Genomic DNA, 19181 nt, shown 5'->3' with positions numbered 1-19181 from the left:
TAAAAAGATTTCCTAAAACTACGAATTAAACTTATTACCTGAGAGACTTTATGTATTTTTGCATGGATTTTTTTGAAGCCTTATTTGAATCATTCATTGGAAAAACAAGCAAAAATATATGTAGCAGGTCACCGTGGAATGGTGGGTTCCGCTATCGTGCGTAAATTAAAGAGAGAAGGGTACACGAATTTAGTGCTGAAAACTTCGGCAGAATTAGATTTACGTGACCAAGTAAAAGTAGCTGACTTTTTCGCTGCAGAAAAACCTGATTACGTCTTTTTAGCGGCGGCTAAAGTAGGGGGCATCGTCGCGAATAATACTTACCGCGCTGATTTCTTATATGAGAATTTAGCCATCCAAAATAACATCATTCATTCTTCCTTTGTCAATAAGGTAAAGAAATTACAGTTTTTAGGATCCTCTTGCATCTACCCTAAGTTAGCACCTCAGCCTCTGAAGGAGTCGTATTTATTAAGTGGATATTTGGAGGAGACGAATGAGCCTTATGCTATTGCAAAGATCGCCGGCATCAAAATGTGTGAGGCGTACCGCGCACAATATGGATGTGATTTTATCTCCGTTATGCCGACAAACTTGTACGGGCCTAACGATAATTATGATTTAGAAAACTCTCACGTCTTACCTGCAATGATTCGCAAGTTTCAGGAGGCTAAAGAACGAGGGGAAGCTTCGATGACACTTTGGGGAACGGGTTCACCTATGCGGGAGTTCTTGCATGCAGATGATTTAGCGGACGCCTGTGTCTATTTAATGGAAACTTATAGCGATGCTGAACTAGTAAATATAGGAACCGGGATCGATGTAACGATTAAAGAATTAGCCGAAACCGTGAAAGAAATAGTGGGCTTTACGGGGACTATCGATTGGGATAGCACGAGACCTGATGGGACCCCACGTAAATTAATGGATGTATCTAAATTGCATTCTCTAGGCTGGAAACATAAAATCGAATTAAAAGAGGGAATTTCATTAGCCTACCAAGATTTCTTAACGAATGTCAGTATTCGCAAATAATGGAGGAAAAAGAGTGGTTTAGTACCTGGTTTGATTCCCCTTATTATCATATTCTATATGCAAAAAGGGATGAAAATGAAGCAGCCAAATTTATTGCCTCCTTGCAGCAAAAGTTAAATTTAGCCGACGGTTCGCGTGTATTGGATGCTGCCTGTGGAAAGGGAAGGCATGCGATAACACTTAGTCAATTAGGCTTTACTGTGGATGCATTCGATCTTTCACCTGCTAATATTGAGGCCGCTCAAGTTTTCGAATGTCCTGACCTTCTTTTTTTCGTACACGATATACGGGAGGCATTGCCGCTTCAAAATGAATACGATGCTATTTTTAATTTCTTTACCAGTTTCGGTTATTTTGATAATCGAATGGATAATCAAAAAGCCTTTAATACTTTCGCCGGGGGCTTGAAAAAAGGGGGAATTCTTGTGCTTGATTTCTTTAACCCCACCTATGTATTAGCTAATTTAGTCTCTTCAGAAACCGTTGATCGTCAAGGAATCTCTTTTCAAATCAAACGATGGTCAGATGCCGGGTATCTGTATAAATCGATTGATTTTACAGACAAGGGTACAACCTATTCATTTGTGGAAAAAGTGGAGTTAGTTACTAAAAACGATTTTTTGGCGTATGCTGCTCAAGCTGGCCTTCAACTCGTTGATTTCAAAGGAAGCTATTCGCTAACTTCCTTTGATGAAATCAACTCGCCAAGAATGATTTTTATTTGGTCAAAAAATTAGTTTTTAACGAATTTGATGGAAACTGACTCCTCCAATTCCGGAAAACTAAGAATATAATTTCCTCTATTCAGTTTAGAGACATCTAATTTGATCGCAAAATTCTCAACCGCAATCGTTTCTTCCTGAATTATCCTTCCTTGAAAATCACTAATTCGTATTCGGTAGTTCGAGGCTCCATAATTTTTAGGTAGACCTACGGTTAACAGATGATTACTTGGGTTAGGATAGGCATAAAAACTCGAGTTAGGATTATCTAACGTCGTCGCTAAAATGATAATCCCTAAAGAGGCTGAGGTAAGGCAGCCATTAGCATCCTTTAATCTAACCTTGTAAGTTCCATTTGAGGTGGGCTTATGAGTAGTTGAGGTGGCACCTGCAATGGCAACATCGTTAAAGAACCATTGAATTTCTGTTCCTGCTGATGACGTCAAAATACCATTATCAAAGGAGATCGTTGGCTCCACTGGAGTCGTTGTTGTAATAGCGCTAACGGGCGAAACAATTGGACACGACCCATTAAAGCTGGCATTTACTTGGTAATTTCCTGTAGTGCTCACCTCTAATTTATTGGTTGTTGCTCCTATAATAGATACGCCGTTTTTCAACCATTGATACGTTGGATTTCCAGAGGCAGCTGTTGCCGTAATCGTTAATTTATCTCCAACACATAATTTCGAAGCACCGGTAGGGCTAACAGTGATTACGGGGCTGGCTCCCGTCGTGACAGCCACCTGAACTCGTGGGCTTGGGCAGGCATAGGATTTGAATTTCATGCCATATAAATAATAAAAGGCTGATTGGATTTCACCTCCGTTAAATAACGCTCCTGTTAAAGTTAAGACTCCTGGAATGGTATAAGGATAACCAATGTTTGTAACAGCATTAACCGTATCTGCCTTCGTCCGGTTACTTCTAAAAATAGAAGCTCCATTTGAACAAACATGAGATAAAATATAATTGCCTGCTTTAGGGAACGGTAAATTGAGGACAACGGTTTGACCGGGGTCTGTTTTATCGTCAATTAACTGGCTGCTTACTGTAGTCGAATTAGATTGCGTTCTGGTGGCTACTAAATCTTTACTAATAGAAGCAATTAATTCTCCCGTGTCTTTATTAAAAATACCGAAAGTGACCGTTCCAGAAGTTCCAATATAGACAGTCGCACTCTCTAGAATGGTGGGTTGTGTTACCACAAAGATGGGTTCTGGTCCAAAATTCGAATAATAACTACCTCCACCAAAATCCGATTTGGCTGCCGGTCCTACTGTACCACTAAAGTTATTGAATGCAGCAAAGAAGGTACCCGTATTTGTTGCCTTAAACGTTGATCCAGAGCCAATTAAGGTATTGCCATTATACCATAGTGGGCTTCCATTCGAAGCAGAAAGTGTTAGTTCTGTTGAGTTGCTACAAATGGTGCCTGTTACAACAGGAGCCACCGGACTACTTATTGTAATAGAGCTTGTGACAAGGTCGTTCGTTGTATTTTGATCTCCTGTCAGTTGACTACTTAATTGAAGCGAATAGGTACTTCCTGCCACTAAGGTCATATTACCTGATAAGATGACATCCGCTTCTCGATTTGAAGACAAAGTACTGATGATTCCTGTAGCAGTTCCCACTAAAGTACTACCATTTTTGATCTCTAATTTGACAGCAACATTTGTTTGAGTCACCGAACCTGAGTTTTTGACTCTCGCATTAAAGGTGGTATTCCCGGTACTTGCACAAAATGTTTCTGTTGATTGTGATACAGAAACAGCGCTGAAATCTTTCGATGCTTGTAGTATTTGAATGGAATAATCTTTCGTCTCACCTGAGCTAATACTGCCACAGGAAGGCGCTAAACTAGATCCTGACCCATTTTCAATGACCCAGCGCATTCGGTAGTAATCGTCTTGTTTTAAAGTGCTTGGGATTTTTATGTTACCAGTTGCTGCCGAAACGGTAGTATTTTGGGAGTTATACAATTCCTCCCCAGTATCCTCAAAATCTCCATCTTGATTCCAATCTGCAAATAACTTTACTTGTTTAGCACTCGTATTTTTAAAATTAAATTTAGCGGCGATATTCTCACCTAACTCAGCTTTAAAAACAGGATTAAGGCCCGTAGAATCTTTAGCAGTACCTAAGGTAAACGTTTGTAGGTTGCTCGTGTTCGTAGTAGGAGCAAGATTACAATAAGATGAACCTCCTATGCCAGATACTGCTAATCCAAAGCCCTGAGGAATATTATTCTTTAAAACTCCTTTTTGGCTTACCGTTAAGGTGAAACTTTGACCTGGAAGGGGATTGTTTACTAAAATTTGTTCCACATTGTCGCGGACATTATCAGCAGCAACAGGCAATGCCTCAGGGGAGGCAGGGTTTAATGTAAAGGGAAAGTAAGTGGATGAGCCACTAGTCAATCGAATATCTAGATCGTTTACAAGACGAGGAGTCCTGTCATTTAACTGAGAGGAAGTATTAGCCTCTGGATCTGTCCAGGCGATGGTGGCTTTCAATGGCCCTTTACCAGAACTGACAAGCGTATATGTTTTTATCTGACCTTGAATTAAACTACTTTCAGTCAATAAATGTGAGGCACTTTTATTTTGAACAACCTCTGCAGCTTTATCTAACTGAATCAACCCAAAGCCTGTTTTGTAGTCTGGGCCAGGGGTTTCCATGTCTAAAGCCGTATGAATCGCTAGTGCTTTTAGCGTGGAGGCGAGCATGAAGCTGTTATTATTTAGACGATTGTATAATTGTTGAATCAAATAAAAAGATCCAGCCGCCTGTGGTGAAGCCATGGAGGTTCCTCCCTTTGTTGAATAGGATTGGTCGTTTGCAACACCAGTGGAAAACATACTTGTTCCGATGGCCATGACATCTGGTTTAATTCTACCATCGTCTGTAGGTCCCCAACTTGTAAAACTTGAAATGGACACTTCAGATGCCTTTGTAGGAATTAATGAACTTAGGTTTGCCGCCCCTACGGTTAAGATATTTTTGGCTGTTCCGTTTGTAGAAATAATATCATAGCCATCATTTTTTGATCTGGCTATATTAGAAGAGTCGGTGGTGGATGCTTTTAAGAAATAATATTCTCCAGCAGCAGGTCCATTTTCACTTCTATTATTTCCGGCAGACTTGAAGATTAAATAGTTAGGACTATTGTACGCAATTTTGTCCCAGGCTTGTGCATTAGACTCATAGAGGCCAAATTTGACATCCTCAAATGTACTTACCGCATCATTTCCCCACCATTGCCATTTTTTCTTCGTTTCATCGTAAGTCCATCCTGCCTGATATCCATACGAGTGATTACTTATTATTAAAGGAGAGGAAGCGGAAGCTGTACTCATTTCGGCATTATCGTTCGTATAATCCCAAACTTTTAAATCGGCTTCATAGGCCATCCCTTTTGCATTTGGGCTAATTCCCGCTGCCACCAAAGTTCCAGCCACGTGTGTAGCATGATCACTCGTTCCTGTACTAGTCTGAGAAGGTTGCATGCTCGCACGTCCACCAAATTCCTGGTGCGTTGTTAATATGGCTCCACCATCCCACATTCCTAGTTTGCCTTTGATTGAATCTGATTTACCTGTTAATCCTAATGAAAGACTTCCACCAGGGTAAAGCAGATTTGTTTTGGTCATTTTCGCAGCTTGGCTATTTGATTCCGTCCGTAAATAAAGGGCTTCGCCTATTTCTGAAAAACCTTGGAAGGTAAGAACTTTGCCTTCTCCAAGTGTTCGAGTCAGTGGAATTCCTCTTTTTTTAGCTAGCTCTTGTGAAGCATGGTAAATAGAATCCTGTTGTCTACCAAATCGCAAACCGCGCTCCTTTCTGAAGTCATCTTGTGCGAAGGTGGAGAAACTTAACAGGAAAATAAGTAGTATGTGAATCTTCATAGTTGCTAATTTACTAAATTATTTTATTTCTACTTTAAACGTCTTTCTATGCAGAATTGTTAAACCTTTTTCTACTATAGCTTTTCGATGTTGTAGAGTGGGATAGCCCGCATTTTTTTCCCAGCCATAGCCTGGGTGCTCTTGAGCTGCCTTTTCCATGAGTTCATCTCGGTAGGTTTTTGCCAAAATGGAAGCAGCCGCGATAGAAAAGTATTTTGAATCCCCCTTGATAACGCAGGTATGTGGAATTAGCGGGTAGCTATAAAATCGGTTGCCATCAACCAATAAATGTTCAGGACGATGCGTAAGTCGATCCACTGCTAAGTGCATGGCTAGAATACTAGATTTTAAAATATTGATTTCATCTATCTTGCCAGCATCTACCTCCGCAATAGCAAAATCAATTGCATATTCCCGAACTAATCTTTTTAATTCGTTGCGCTGGCGCAAGCTCATTTGCTTCGAATCAGTTAAAAAAGGGTGATGAAAATCTTTAGGTAAAATAACCGCTGCAGCCACCACTGGACCCGCTAAACATCCTCTCCCAGCTTCATCTAAGCCAGCTTCTAGTCCAATTGGAGAATAAAAGGGGAGTAATGCTGACATTTATCTTTCAAATAACAATCTTTTTCCTTTAACGGACTCATTAAATAAACCTTTTGAATAGGCTAAATGTCCCGATACAAACGTGTGTTCAACCGAAGCGGACAAGGTCTGTCCCTCCAGGGGAGACCAACCGCATTGGTAATGGATGTTGTCTTTCGACACGGTCAAAGGTTTATTCAAATCTACGATGGCTAAATCCGCCCAATACCCTTCTCGGATATATCCACGTTCTTCTATTTGGAAACAATCCGCCACAGCATGGGCTGTTTTTTCAGCGATGAGTTCGAGGCTAATATGACCTTCTTTGGCCAAATCAATCATCAACAACAAAGGGTGCTGCACTAAGGGTAAACCAGATGGCGCTTTCCAAAACTCCTGCGATTTCTCTTCCCAGGTATGTGGTGCATGATCGGTAGCAATAATATCTAATTCCCCAGACACCAATGCCTTGCGCAAAGCCATCTTGTGACGCGCGTCTTTAATGGCCGGATTGCATTTAATTTGATTCCCTAACGTGTCGTATTGTGCTGCGTCAAACCACAAATGGTGGACGCAAACTTCTGCCGTAATACGTTTATCTTTTACGGCTTTACCCGTTTCAAACAGGGCTAATTCCTCCTCTGTCGAGATGTGCAGAATATGCAAACGCGTATTGTTTTTCTTCGCTAAATCCACTGCCATAGAAGAGGACAAATAACAGGCTTCCTCGTTTCGGACCAACGGATGAATGTAAGCGGGGGCATTTTCTGGGTATTTTTCTTTGAAAAGTTCTGTTCGCGCACGAACCGTCGCTTCATCTTCGCAGTGCGTTGCAATTAACATTTCGCAGCTGGAGAATAACTTCTCTAAGGTCTGCGCATTATCTACGAGCATATTTCCCGTCGAGGACCCCATGAAGATTTTCACTCCGCATACATTGCGGGGATTTGTCTTTAAAACTTCCTCTAAATTATCGTTTCCGGCCCCCATGAAGAAGGAGTAGTTTGCCAAAGATCCAGCCGCCGCAATCGCGTATTTATCTGCCAATAATTCTTGTGTTAAGGCATTGGGTACGGTATTGGGCATCTCCATAAAACTGGTAACCCCCCCAGCCACTGCTGCGCGAGCTTCGCTAGCGATAGTCGCCTTGTGCGTTAAACCAGGCTCTCTGAAATGCACCTGATCGTCGATCATCCCTGGGAAAATATGCTTTCCACTGAGGTCTAGTATGACCTCATCTGGCAGAGGACTAAGGTTAGGAGCTATTTTTGAAATCCGTCCGTTTTCTATCCTAAGATCTGAATTTATTGTCTTGCCTTCATTGACGATTTGGGCATTTTTTAAGAGAAATTTAGTCATTGAGATCCGTAATTTTAAATTCAGTTCGGCGGTTTTCTTGGTGTGCCTCTTCACTACAATCAACCCCATCGGTACAGCCATTGATTAACTGCGATTCACCATACCCTTTAGCTTTTACTCTATTTGCGCTAATTCCATGATCGATGATGTATTTCACCGCAGAATCAGCTCGTCTTTGGGACAATTTTAGGTTATAGGACGCAGAAGCGCGCGAATCTGTATGAGATCCTAGTTCGATGGAGATTTCTGGATTGTCTTGTAAAACTTGAACAATTTTATCTAGTTCCAGTGCTGCATCTGGTCGAATTACAGCTTTATCTAAGTCATAATAGATCGGATTAACACCAAACATCGCCCCTAATTCTTCCCCGATTTCAGCAATTCCCAAGGTGATTTTATGATCAAATGTCGTATCTGTCAATTCTTTTTTCAAAAGCTGTTTAGGAATCTCTTTCCCATCTAACAAAAATTCACTGCGTTTTGTCAAGAATTTCTCTTTGCTCGCATTAAAACTGATTTGGTCTGCAGGGTTTAAATCGATGATGGGTAAGAATCCTTTGGCATCACTATACAGCACAGGTTCAATCTCTCCATTGCGTTTAATTCCCACCTTTGCGTTCGCAATTGGCTTGTTTCGACTGTTTAAAATTTGCGTCCTTAAGTGATATAAAGCCACTTTAACGGGCTCTGAGCTCTCTGCAATCGTGGTTTCATTTGACCACCAACGATCCTCAGAATTAGAAGATTGAAAGAAATAGATATCATCGTCTCCTTTACCCCCTGTTCGATTTGAGCTAAAATAGCCTTGATTCGTATCAGATAAAAATAGGCCAAAATCATCTCCTGAAGAATTCATCGGAACGCCTAAATGTTCCACTTGTATCTCCTCATCCCTCCGTGTAGCAACAAAAATATCTAGGCCACCTAAACTAGGATGCCCATCTGAGGAGAAAAAAAGTTTACCGTCCTCGGATACATAAGGGAATAGCTCATTTCCACGCGTATTGATGCTAGAGCCCAGATTAATAGGTTTCCCAAACCGACCTGAGTTATCCATCGGTGCTCGATATAAATCCAATCCTCCTTTTCCTCCTCTTCGATTCGAACTAAAATAGAGCGATTTCCCATCTCGTGAGAACGATGGGCTGCCGTCCCAACCTAAGGAGTCAGAAATAGGCAGACGCTCTGGGACTGACCATATTCCGTCTCTAAAGGATGATATATATAAATCTACATCAGGTGAGGGGTCTTTACTTTTTCCGGAGTTTCCTCTAGCAAATACCATCGTTTTCCCATCTTTCGAAAAGGCTGGTGTGCCCTCATTTGCATTGTCATCTAAAAGATTAGAACTAAAGACCTCTAATTGTTCAATTTCAGTGGGGCTTTTTAAACGAGCTTTATATAAACCTAGATAAGGGAGCCCATTATTTTTGTAGATTAATGGTTTTTTAGAGCTAGTTAGAATGAGTTCCTCCCCATTTTTTATCGGGCCAAATTCTGCCTGCTTCGTATTCCCAATCAAGCCTTGAATTTTAACTGGGCTAGGGTTTTTAGTGTATTCCTCGACGGAGGACAGGTTTTCTAATTCAATTTCTGCTTTAATGGCGTACTCACGTGAGCTGGGTTTACTCGCAATAAATTCCTGTAAATATTTTTTAGTTTCGGCATATTTGCCATTTGCTTTAGCTGAATAGGCTAAATGTAAACTAAGGAGTGGATCTTCATTTCCTTTTTCCTTCGCTATTAAATAATAAGGTCCTGCAAATTGAATGCGATTCGAGAGACGATACGATTCCGCCACTAAATAATTTGTTTCTATTGATCTGTAATTCCGATCTGCTAACGGTTTTACATCTCGTATGGCCCATTCATATTCTCCTAATTCGAAATTTTCTATGGCTGTTTTAAATAATCGGGCATCAGAATTACAGGCATTTAGTAATCCCACTATCAGGAAAAGATAGAGGTAAGTGGTTGGTTTAAATGGCTTTATATTGTTCATAGATGATTAAGCGAATATAAAAATAAATACAAAACCGATTATATTCTCTACCTTTGCCTAAATTTCGACAATCGAAAGCAAGATGACAAACGTTCGTCCTCTTTTATTCCAGCAGTGATGTTGTACAACCATGAGAAAAAGAATTTCAAACGACGATAGCCGTCGTAGCAGCCGACCATCAGAAGGTCGTGCACCAGAGGGAAGATCCACAGCAAGATCTACCGGCAGATCAGAAGGTCGCCCTTCCACAGGTCGTGATTTTAACGGCCCACGTAATGATCGCCATGACTCAGGAGCTCCTCGCGAGTTCAGAGGCCCACGCAACGATTCAGGTACCCCACGTGCACCGCGTTCAGAATCATCCAATCGTTTTTCAACAGATCGCAAGCCATTCAATTCAGAAGGAGGAGAGCGTCGTTCCTTCGGAGATCGTAAACCATTTGATGGAGAGCGTAAGCCCTATCAAGGAGGAGAACGCAAACCGTATCAAGGTGGCGAAAGAAAACCATTCAATCGCGATAACCGCGAGGGTGGTGAACGCCGTTCCTTCGGAGATCGCAAACCTTTTGATGGGGAAAGAAAACCGTTTAACCGCGAAGGCGGCGAGCGTAAACCGTATCAAGGCGGCGAACGCAAGCCATTTGGCAGAACTGAAAATCCAACACGTACACCCTATAAAGGAGATAATCGCTGGGATCGCAATGCGGCACCTAAGGTAGAAGGATCGGAAGAATCGACGACACCTCGTGATGAGAATCCAACGGCACGTATCGGGCGTCGCTACGAGGAGCGCACTGAGCGTTCTGCAGAGCGTGGCGAGCGTCCAGAAGGGGCTCGTAATCCACGTTATTCTGACCGAGAGACTTTTAAAAGTCGCTCTCGTTTTGATGCAGGCCCGGCATACGAGCCTCAATATAAATTAGATCGCTATAAGGAGCGTGCTCCTTCGAAAATCCAAAAGAAAATTGCTCAAACTGATCGTCGCTCTGACGAAATTCGCTTGAATCGCTACATCGCAAACGCGGGAATTTGTTCTCGTCGTGATGCAGATAAATTAATCGAAGCAGGGGAGATCAAGGTTAATAACAAGGTGATCACAGAAATGGGATACCAAGTGATGCCGACGGACATCGTGAAATATGGTAACCGCAAATTGAACCGCGAAAAACCAGTTTACTTATTATTAAATAAGCCAAAAGACTTCTTAACTACTACCGAAGACCCGAACGATCGCAAGACCGTAATGGAACTTGTTAAGAACGCGACAGAATCGCGTATTTACCCGGTGGGACGTTTGGATAGAAACACGACTGGTTTATTGTTGATTACGAATGATGGTGAGTTAGCGGATAAATTGACGCATCCATCGAACGAAATCGAGAAGATTTACCAAGCGGAATTAGACAAGCCTTTGACGGACGAAGATTTCGAGAAAATCAAAGAGGGTTTAACCTTGGAGGATGGAGAAATTAAAGTGGATGATTTGGCCAAAGTCACTCCAGACGGTTACGTCATCGGTGTGAAAATCCACTCAGGTAAAAACCGCATAGTTCGTCGTATTTTCGAACACCTAGGTTACGAAGTGACAAAACTAGACCGCACGACTTTTGCTGGCTTAACGAAGAAAGATCTTCCACGCGGAAGCTGGAGATTCTTGACGGAGAGGGAGTTAGTGAAGTTGAAGTATTTACTTTAGTCGCAGCTCCGCTGCGACACAGTGGGCAGTGGGCAGTTGACAGTAAGTAGAGTTTTACTAATTACTGACGACTGCCGACTGTCGACTAACAAAAAACCCGCTGAGATTTCTCAGCGGGTTTTTTGTTTATCAGCGGGTTTTTTGTTAAATATTCATCAACGACTCTCTTCGTCTCATCTTTCCAGCTGGAATACCAAACATCATCTTGAAACGACGGCAGAAATACGCCGTGTCTTTGTAGCCCACTTCGGAACCGATTGCGCGGATGGATTTCTTCGTCGTGCGAAGTAAACCTACCGCCGCTTCCATACGTTGGTACTCGATATAATCTTGTGGGTTAATACCCGTTAACATCTTGAAATATTGACCTACATAGTCTTCCGATACGTTTGCGACGTTTGCCAAAACCTTATTGGACAAATCACCACCCAAATGATCCTTGATGTAAGCGAAGATATCGATTAAGCGTGGGTCTTTAAAGTAAGTTGAATTCGTAGCTAATTGCTCTACGAATAAACGATTCTCAATGATGTAACGAATCACTTCGATCACGATCTCTTCCGTTTTGATCTTAATGATACGTCCTTTTCCGATGGCATCTGAAAGATCTTCTTCTAAAATCTCACGGATGGTGGCTGCTAGTTTATCGTCGCGTTTAATTAAAAACGGAGGAATGTCTAGCGAAGTAAAGAAGTTAACGGAATCAAAAACTTTCGCTTCGAAGGCCACCATTCCAAATGAATTAGGCTGTTCTCCAATAAGCGATGCATCCGTATTTTGATCAAAATACAATTCGCGATGCGTCATGAACTCTTCATTGTTCACCGCTCTCGGTTTTTCTGCATTTCCGTAGGTTACGCTGATCATTTTACCCCCTGGGATAAAAAGCATGTCACCTTCCTCTACAGGAGTCTCCTCCTCGCCAAAAGACACTTCCCCTTTGTACAATATCAAGAGCGAATTTTCTACGTCATAGAAATTCTTGATACGAATCGGTTGTAATATTCTAATGTTTCTCGCTTTGATGAATTTAACACCTAAGGACTCGATGATCTTGTTATAATCTTCCATAATTTGTCACCAAACGGAGTAAATAATACGATTTTTCAAATAAACTTGGACAAAACTAATAAATCAGATAATAATTCCAAATTATTTCGTCGATTAATTTGGGCTAATTGTCCTGTTTTTTTTCGGGTATTTATTTGTAATATATTAATAAGAAGGTGTTTATTTGATTTAGGTAATTCAGAGATCCTACTTTGGCCTATTTTATAATTATTTCGTGGAAAATGTAAAAATCGATTTTTTTAAAATTTTAGCTCAATTTTTATGTAAATTTGTGTTTTACAATCACAAAATCAGATGGGATTATTTAATTTTCTTTCGAAGGATATAGCCATGGACTTAGGTACGGCGAATACCTTGATTATTCACAAAGATCAGGTTGTCGTAGATGAGCCTTCGATTATTGCGTTAGATCGCAATACGAATAAGGTTTTAGCGGTGGGTCGTCAAGCGATGATGATGCACGAGAAAACGAATGATAATATTAAAACCATCCGTCCTTTAAAAGATGGTGTGATTGCTGATTTTACCGCAGCTGAATTAATGATGCGTGGTTTAATCAAGATGATGGATAAAGGGAATTCCTTCTTTTCTCCTTCATTGAGAATGGTTATTTGTATTCCTTCAGGTATTACGGAGGTAGAAAAAAGAGCCGTTAAGGACTCAGCAGAGCATGCTGGAGCGCGTGAAGTATATATGGTACACGAACCGATTGCTGCGGCCATCGGTATTGGAATTGATATTGAACAACCGAATGGCTCTTTAGTTGTGGACATCGGAGGTGGAACAACGGAGGTGGCTATTATTTCCTTGAGCGGAATCGTGGTTGAAAACTCGATTCGTGTCGCAGGGGATGAGTTTACTCGTGATATTAAAGATTATTTGTTACGTGAACACAAGTTAGTTATCGGTGAGCGTTCAGCGGAGCAAATCAAAATTCAAGTAGGTTCTGCCTTACCAGAACTAGAGAATCCTCCAGCAGACTTTGAGATCCGTGGTCGTGATCAAATGACCGGTATTCCTAAAGAAATCTTGATTAACTATTCAGAAATCGCTTATGCCTTAGATAGCTCAATCACGAAAATTGAGGTGGCGATTATGGAGACATTGCAAAGAGCTCCAGCGGAATTATCAGGAGATATCTTCCACAATGGTATTCATTTAGCCGGTGGTGGTGCGATGTTACACGGATTAGATAAGCGTATTGAGAAGAAGACTCAATTAAAAGTACACGTGGCGGATGATCCGTTGAAAGCGGTTATTCGTGGTACAGGAGAAATCTTGAAAAACTTAGAGAAATACCGTCCGGTATTGATTACCTAGTAGGGGATGAATCAACTGTTTGAGTTTTTATTGCGTCAGCGAAATCTGCTTCTGTTTATTTTGCTGCAGGTTATCAGTCTTTGGTCTGTGTTCACTTACAATAATTACCAGCATACGCTCTATTTTAATACAACTAATTCTTGGGCAGCCTCCATCTTGTCCACCAGGCAAGAAGTTGCAACCTACCATCAATTGCGAGAAATCAATGGGGAGTTAGCAGCAGAAAATCAGCGTTTACATCAACAGATTTTTAAATTACAATCACAGGTTCAACAGAAAGCTGATTTACCTGTCTTTTTCAGTAAGGCATCACTCGATCGATACAAGCCAATCGCCTGTAAAGTGATTGATCAGAGCACGAGAAATTCGCAAAACTATTTAACGATTGAAAAAGGCTACTTGGATGGAATCAAGCCAGGAATGTCTGTTATCTCTTCGACAGGGGTGGTAGGGAAAGTTATTTCGTGTACAGAGAATTTGGCCTTAATTGTATCAGTTTTACATACAAGTAATACCGTCTCTGCTAAAATTAAGTCCTCAGGCGAATTAGGTTACATCAAGTGGCCTGGCTATCAAACAGAAGTGGCGGAGTTAATGGATGTGTCGAAGTACAAAAAAGTCGTTAAGGGGGATACAATCGTCACCTCAGACTATAATGCCGTTTATCCTCCTAATATTCCGATTGGTATTGTGGCCAAAGTAGGCTTGCAAGATGATGGAACTTTCCACGATATTAAGGTGATGTTATTAACACACTTCTCAACGCTTCGCTATGTATATGTGATTGAAAATAAGTTTGCTGGACAGCAGGATAAATTAGATCAAGCAAAACCTAAAATCGACTAAAATGAGTGCTAATTTTCAATACAAGTGGTGGATTGCGGTGGTATTGTCCATCGTAGTACAGCTATTGTTTTTGCGGGATTTGGCCTTATTTTATTATGGCTTCTGTTTCATTTATTTATGGGCTCTTATCAAAGCACCTATTGAAACACCTCCGGTAGATCTCATTTTAGGAGGATTTGTATTGGGCTGGTTGTTAGATTCCTTCTATAATACCCATGGGATGCACGCTTTTTCAACGGTATTGGTAGCGTGGTTGCGCCCCACTTTCTTTAAAATTTTGACTCCTGCGAACGGCTATGATGAGCGATCTTCCATTAGTTTAGAGGAGATGAAGTGGATGTGGTTCTTTCCCTACCTTGGATTGATGCTTTTTACGCATCATATTGTATTGTTTCTATTGGAAGCAAGCGAAGGAAGTTTGTTTGGTCTTAGTCTGCTAAAAGCCTTTTTAAGTACTTTTTTAGGCATGGCTGTATTTACTTTATTGGAGTTATTTAATAAAGAGAAATAAGCCTTTTTGTCACCTTTTCTTTTTGGCGTTTAAATTGTAGGCCTTGCGGTATCTTATAGATAAACCGCCATGAGTACAGAAAGTAGTTCAGTGATTACACTGACAGAGTCGCAAGCCAGAAATCTCTTCGAAAAGGAGTTTGTTCCACACATGGATGCGATGTATAATTTTGCCCTTCGACTTACGAATGACGAGGATGATGCGCATGATTTAGTCCAAGATACCTGCATGCGGGCCTTTCGTTTCATAGGATCTTTTGAACCAGGTACGTATGCCAAAGCTTGGTTGTTTCGCATCCTCAAAAATAATTTCATCAACGATTACCGCAAGAAATCCCGCGGCCCGTCCAAGGTCGAATTTGAATGGGTGGAGCAGTCTTTTGCCGGGGATGATGATCCAGAACCTGCTTTTCAAGCTGATTTGCAGGCTGAAACAGTAAATGAAATGCTGGGGGATGAGATTACTTCAGCGATTCAAGCCTTACCGGTGGACTTTAGAATGATTATCATCTTGTGTGATTTAGAAGAGTTTAGCTACGAAGAAATGGCTAAAATTCTGAATATCCCCATTGGCACCGTTCGATCTAGACTTCATCGGGCACGAACCATGCTAAAAGAAACCTTAGCTGTGTATGCTGCAAAAAGAGGATACAAAACTGACATGTTGTCAGCCTAGCTCGGAACTATTTTTTTACCATCGATGTTAGAAACACTATGAAGTCGAATTGTTCCCATCAACCTGATTGCATGAAGCTGATCCAGCGGATCTTGGATAAAGAGGCGTCAGCAGAAGAGGAGGCTCGTTTTTTAGCTAATAAAGAACAATGTTTGCCTTGTCAGGAAGGTCATAAATTAGAGGTTGCCCTTCGCAATGCCTTAAAATCTACCTGCACTTCCACTTGCCCCGTGGGTTTAATCGACAGCATTCGTTCAAAAATATCATCCATTCTGCTCCTTATATTGCTCTTAATTCCCTTATTTTGTTGGTTCATATAATCATCAGAATTTTTGGAAGGTAAACTCATCATATTTTCAGCCCCTTCGGGTTCCGGCAAAACGACTATCGTTAAAGAATTATTGGCGCATAATGCAAATTTGGGCTTCTCGATCTCTGCATGTACGCGTGATAAACGTGGTCGACACGAAGAGCACGGGAAGGATTATTATTTTTTGACGCCTGATGATTTCCGCCAAAGAATTGCAAATGAGGAGTTTGTGGAGTGGGAAGAGGTCTATGCAGGTGCCTATTATGGAACTTTGAAGTCGGAGATTGAACGTATTTGGGCTTCTGGAAAACATGTGATTTTTGATGTGGATGTGCGAGGAGGTTTGGCCTTGAAAAAATACTATGGTGATCGTGCTTTAGCGGTTTTTGTGAAGGTACCTACTTTGGAAATGCTTGAGGAGCGATTGCGTTCACGTGGTACGGAAGATGAGGAGGCCTTGTCTAAGCGTATTTTTAAAATGAAATTTGAATGGTCTTTCCAAGATCAATTTGATGTGATTTTAGTGAACGATAAGCTAGAAGACGCGGTGGCAGAAGCGCAAGATTTATTTGATAAATTAACAAAATAATGAAAGTAGGCCTGTTTTTTGGTTCGTTTAACCCGATACACCAGGGTCATTTGATCATTGCGCAGGCCGTATTAAATCAGACGGACGTGGACCAAATTTGGTTCGTCGTTTCTCCTCAAAATCCGCATAAGAAGAGTAAATCGTTATTGCATGAGTTTGATCGTTTGGATCTAGTAGACCGCGCAATAGCAGCTAATTATGCCTTCAAATCATCGGATATCGAGTTTTCTTTACCTCGTCCATCTTACACCATTGATACGCTAGTTCATTTAGCAGAGCGCCATCCGGAAAACGAATTCAAGTTAATTATAGGAGGTGATAATTTAGAACAGTTCAAGAGCTGGAAAAACTATAACCAACTACTTGATTATTATGGTCTCCTCGTTTACCCACGTGGAGAAGAGCCAGCTTCGGATCTATGGTCCCATAAAAACGTTCAGCGGATCGAGGCACCCGTTTTACATATTTCTGCAACTTATATTAGAGCCTGTATTCAACAAGGAAAATCGATAAAATATCTAGTTCCTGATGAAGTGGAGGCGCTTATCTCTGTCAAAAAATTCTACCTTTAGGCCTATCCGCCTAATCGATGATCTCTTATTTTTCTCGTTTCCCTTTCGTCCGAATTCTGTTATTTTGGATGGCAGGAATCTTGCTTTCAGGATTCACTTATTGGCCTTTTCTAGGTTTTTTAGGATTTCTACTACCTGGTAGAAATTGTAAAAGTATAGGCATTTCCTCATTGATTATTGTTTTCGCAATGGCTTGGACGGTACGGCTACAACCTATTTTGCCAGCACGTCCAGCTGATGGTTTTGTATTTCGGGTGGAAGGGCTTGTGGAAGCAAAACCCAAAACTTGGTCCGTTTTAGCTAGATGTATGGGCCTACGGGATTCGACGCAGGTATGGCGCTCTACAAATGGATTATACAGGCTATATCTCGCTAAAACATTACCCAAACCCCAGGCTGGCGATGTGTTTGCCGTGCGTCAAGCCGTCAAGCCCTTCCCATTGCCTCTTTTCCCATTTGAGAAAGATTGGGGTGAATATTATGCTCGAAAGGGTATAACTGGGTCTGCCTTTGTTTCGTTTGATCGAATTCTACTGATGCGAAAAGGTACAATAGAGGCGACTTTTTTCGAAAAGGCTCAGGCTCATTTTGTGCATTTACTTGAGCGTGCCTTTGAGCCGGGTCGAGATCGAGATGTGGCAGAGGCGATGTTGTTAGGAGTGAAGACAAAGATTGATTTCGATACCTTATCCGCTTATTCGGCTTTGGGAGCCATTCACATTTTGTCTGTTTCGGGTCTTCACGTGGGTCTATTGTATATGGGATTAAGCCTTTTATTGGGGTTTTTAATCAAATGCAGACCTGCAGGGCCCTATGTGTTTTTCGGATTGATGATGGCTTTGCTTTGGTGCTATGCGGGTATTAGTGGTTTCTCTTTGCCGGTGCTGAGGTCCGCTTGGATGTTTTCGGTGATTCTTTTTGCGAAAACCTTCCTTCGAAGGCAGGAAAGTTTAAATACCCTAGCTTTTAGCGCTTTTGTGCTCTTATTTTTACATCCGGCCTCTTTGTATGATCCCGGTTTTCAGCTGTCCTATTTAGCGGTCTGGGGGTTGGTCGTTTTTCAACAACGCTGGGCTTCTCTTTTACATTTTAGCGGTTGGCTTCGTTTGCCACTGACTCAAATCTGGCAATTGACCTGTGTGGCATTAGCGGCTCAAGTATTTACCTGGCCGTTGATCGTGTATTATTTTCATCAATTGCCTCATCCACTTTCCTTTTTTCTGTTGAATCCTTTTTTGATTCTATTCTCCTCCATTGCCCTGTTTCTTGGTTTTTTGATGTTAGCTGTAGGTTCCTTTTTGCCAGAATGGGCCTTTCAGCCATTGGCATATTTATTAAAAACGAGCTTTCACCTGTTGCATGGTCTAATGTTTAGCTGGGTGGATCGGGTCACTTCAGTTATGCCCTTTTTAAGGATTTCGTTGCTTGAAATTTTGGCCTATTTTATGGCTATTGTTGTGCTTTTCTGGGCACCGAGGCGCTGGAAATTGGGGGCATGTATCACGCTGCTGTTTTGGCAAACAACAGAATCGTCACCTACGGCTTATCTCAGTACGGTAAAAGGAGATCCTGTTTGGGTAGAGAATGAAGGGGCGAAATCTATTGCTTCTTTGCCTACGAGTACGAATCCTGCGTGGATTCAAGCGCACTTAAGTCCGATGTGGGCAAACGTGGGCGTGACCGATACGCTGACGCGAAGATGGCCGGAGAAAGGCAATCTTCAATGGATATACCGGAGTGAAACGTATGCTTATGTAAGGATTCCGACAGAATGTAGAGCCCAACAACATTTGATCTTAGGGAAAGAAGTGAAATACCGAGATAAAGAATGGTTGAAAAGCTGGCAGGATGCAACCTGGTATTTTCTGAAACGACCTTCAGCGTATTGGCTGGGGGAACTGAAACCTTACTTGCCTCGGCATTATTATTTTTTGGACGAACAACCGGCTATTCAATTATAAAAAAAGGCTGCCGGTG

Annotated in this window: 16 protein-coding genes; 11 read left to right on the top strand and 5 right to left on the bottom strand. The window is 41.5% G+C overall.

All coding sequences use genetic code 11. From position 1 onward, the window contains the following. The first annotated feature begins 96 nt into the window (after window positions 1–96). Window positions 97–1035: a GDP-L-fucose synthase gene (gene fcl, locus ACRZ9O_RS08280; protein WP_459458159.1), complete on the top strand. Its 939-nt coding sequence runs from the start codon at window positions 97–99 to the stop codon at window positions 1033–1035. Further along, entirely contained in the window at window positions 1035–1772 is a 738-nt protein-coding gene (locus tag ACRZ9O_RS08275; protein ID WP_459458157.1) for a class I SAM-dependent methyltransferase, read from the top strand. Before fcl ends, ACRZ9O_RS08275 begins: the two co-directional genes overlap by 1 nt. On the opposite strand, the gene ACRZ9O_RS08270 is transcribed toward ACRZ9O_RS08275, so the two are convergent. The 4 genes from ACRZ9O_RS08270 to ACRZ9O_RS08255 are packed head-to-tail and all read right to left on the bottom strand — an operon-like array spanning window position 1769 to window position 9614. Further along, window positions 1769–5668, bottom strand: coding sequence for a S8 family serine peptidase (locus ACRZ9O_RS08270; RefSeq protein WP_459458155.1), 3900 nt, complete (start codon window positions 5666–5668; stop codon window positions 1769–1771). The genes ACRZ9O_RS08275 and ACRZ9O_RS08270 overlap by 4 nt on opposite strands. A gap of 18 nt (window positions 5669–5686) precedes the next feature. Next, window positions 5687–6274 carry a ribonuclease HII gene (locus ACRZ9O_RS08265; RefSeq protein WP_459458153.1) on the bottom strand — a complete coding sequence of 196 codons (588 nt, stop codon included), beginning with the start codon at window positions 6272–6274 and terminating at the stop codon, window positions 5687–5689. Next, window positions 6275–7612 (bottom strand): dihydroorotase, encoded by a 1338-nt coding sequence (locus ACRZ9O_RS08260; protein ID WP_459458151.1) that lies wholly within the window; start codon window positions 7610–7612, stop codon window positions 6275–6277. After that, window positions 7605–9614, bottom strand: a complete 2010-nt coding sequence (locus ACRZ9O_RS08255) for an OmpA family protein (protein ID WP_459458149.1) — start codon at window positions 9612–9614, stop codon at window positions 7605–7607. Before ACRZ9O_RS08255 ends, ACRZ9O_RS08260 begins: the two co-directional genes overlap by 8 nt. Window positions 9615–9744: 130 nt before the next feature. Between ACRZ9O_RS08255 and ACRZ9O_RS08250 the strand changes: the two genes are divergently transcribed. After that, window positions 9745–11310 carry a pseudouridine synthase gene (locus ACRZ9O_RS08250; protein WP_459458147.1) on the top strand — a complete coding sequence of 522 codons (1566 nt, stop codon included), beginning with the start codon at window positions 9745–9747 and terminating at the stop codon, window positions 11308–11310. Between the two features lie 144 nt (window positions 11311–11454). Here the strand turns inward: ACRZ9O_RS08250 and ACRZ9O_RS08245 are convergent, their stop codons facing one another. Then, the gene (locus ACRZ9O_RS08245; protein ID WP_459458145.1) at window positions 11455–12381 is read right to left on the bottom strand and encodes a helix-turn-helix domain-containing protein; all 927 of its coding nucleotides are present in this window, start codon (window positions 12379–12381) and stop codon (window positions 11455–11457) included. 294 nt (window positions 12382–12675) lie between these two features. Here ACRZ9O_RS08245 and ACRZ9O_RS08240 point away from each other — a divergent pair, with 294 nt between their 5' ends. The 8 genes from ACRZ9O_RS08240 to ACRZ9O_RS08205 all read left to right on the top strand — a co-directional run bounded on the left by ACRZ9O_RS08240 (window position 12676) and on the right by ACRZ9O_RS08205 (window position 19165). Further along, on the top strand, window positions 12676–13701 hold the full coding sequence (locus ACRZ9O_RS08240; protein ID WP_459458143.1) for a rod shape-determining protein: 1026 nt from the start codon (window positions 12676–12678) through the stop codon (window positions 13699–13701). 6 nt (window positions 13702–13707) lie between these two features. Further along, entirely contained in the window at window positions 13708–14547 is an 840-nt protein-coding gene (gene mreC, locus ACRZ9O_RS08235; RefSeq protein WP_459458141.1) for a rod shape-determining protein MreC, read from the top strand. 1 nt (window position 14548) lies between these two features. Then, window positions 14549–15058: a rod shape-determining protein MreD gene (gene mreD, locus ACRZ9O_RS08230; RefSeq protein WP_459458139.1), complete on the top strand. Its 510-nt coding sequence runs from the start codon at window positions 14549–14551 to the stop codon at window positions 15056–15058. 69 nt (window positions 15059–15127) lie between these two features. Continuing rightward, on the top strand, window positions 15128–15733 hold the full coding sequence (locus ACRZ9O_RS08225; RefSeq protein ID WP_459458137.1) for a sigma-70 family RNA polymerase sigma factor: 606 nt from the start codon (window positions 15128–15130) through the stop codon (window positions 15731–15733). A 38-nt stretch (window positions 15734–15771) separates the two neighbouring features. Then, entirely contained in the window at window positions 15772–16053 is a 282-nt protein-coding gene (locus ACRZ9O_RS08220) for a phosphohydrolase (protein ID WP_459458135.1), read from the top strand. A 12-nt stretch (window positions 16054–16065) separates the two neighbouring features. Continuing rightward, window positions 16066–16632 carry a guanylate kinase gene (gmk, locus tag ACRZ9O_RS08215; RefSeq protein WP_459458133.1) on the top strand — a complete coding sequence of 189 codons (567 nt, stop codon included), beginning with the start codon at window positions 16066–16068 and terminating at the stop codon, window positions 16630–16632. After that, window positions 16632–17204: a nicotinate (nicotinamide) nucleotide adenylyltransferase gene (nadD, locus tag ACRZ9O_RS08210; RefSeq protein ID WP_459458131.1), complete on the top strand. Its 573-nt coding sequence runs from the start codon at window positions 16632–16634 to the stop codon at window positions 17202–17204. Before gmk ends, nadD begins: the two co-directional genes overlap by 1 nt. A gap of 17 nt (window positions 17205–17221) precedes the next feature. Next, entirely contained in the window at window positions 17222–19165 is a 1944-nt protein-coding gene (locus ACRZ9O_RS08205; protein WP_459458129.1) for a ComEC/Rec2 family competence protein, read from the top strand. Window positions 19166–19181 lie beyond the last annotated feature (16 nt).

Source organism: Aquirufa sp. HETE-40SA, assembly GCF_054558635.1.
The sequence above is the reverse complement of the archived record's forward strand: the minus strand, read 5'-3'. Positions and strand labels throughout refer to the sequence as shown.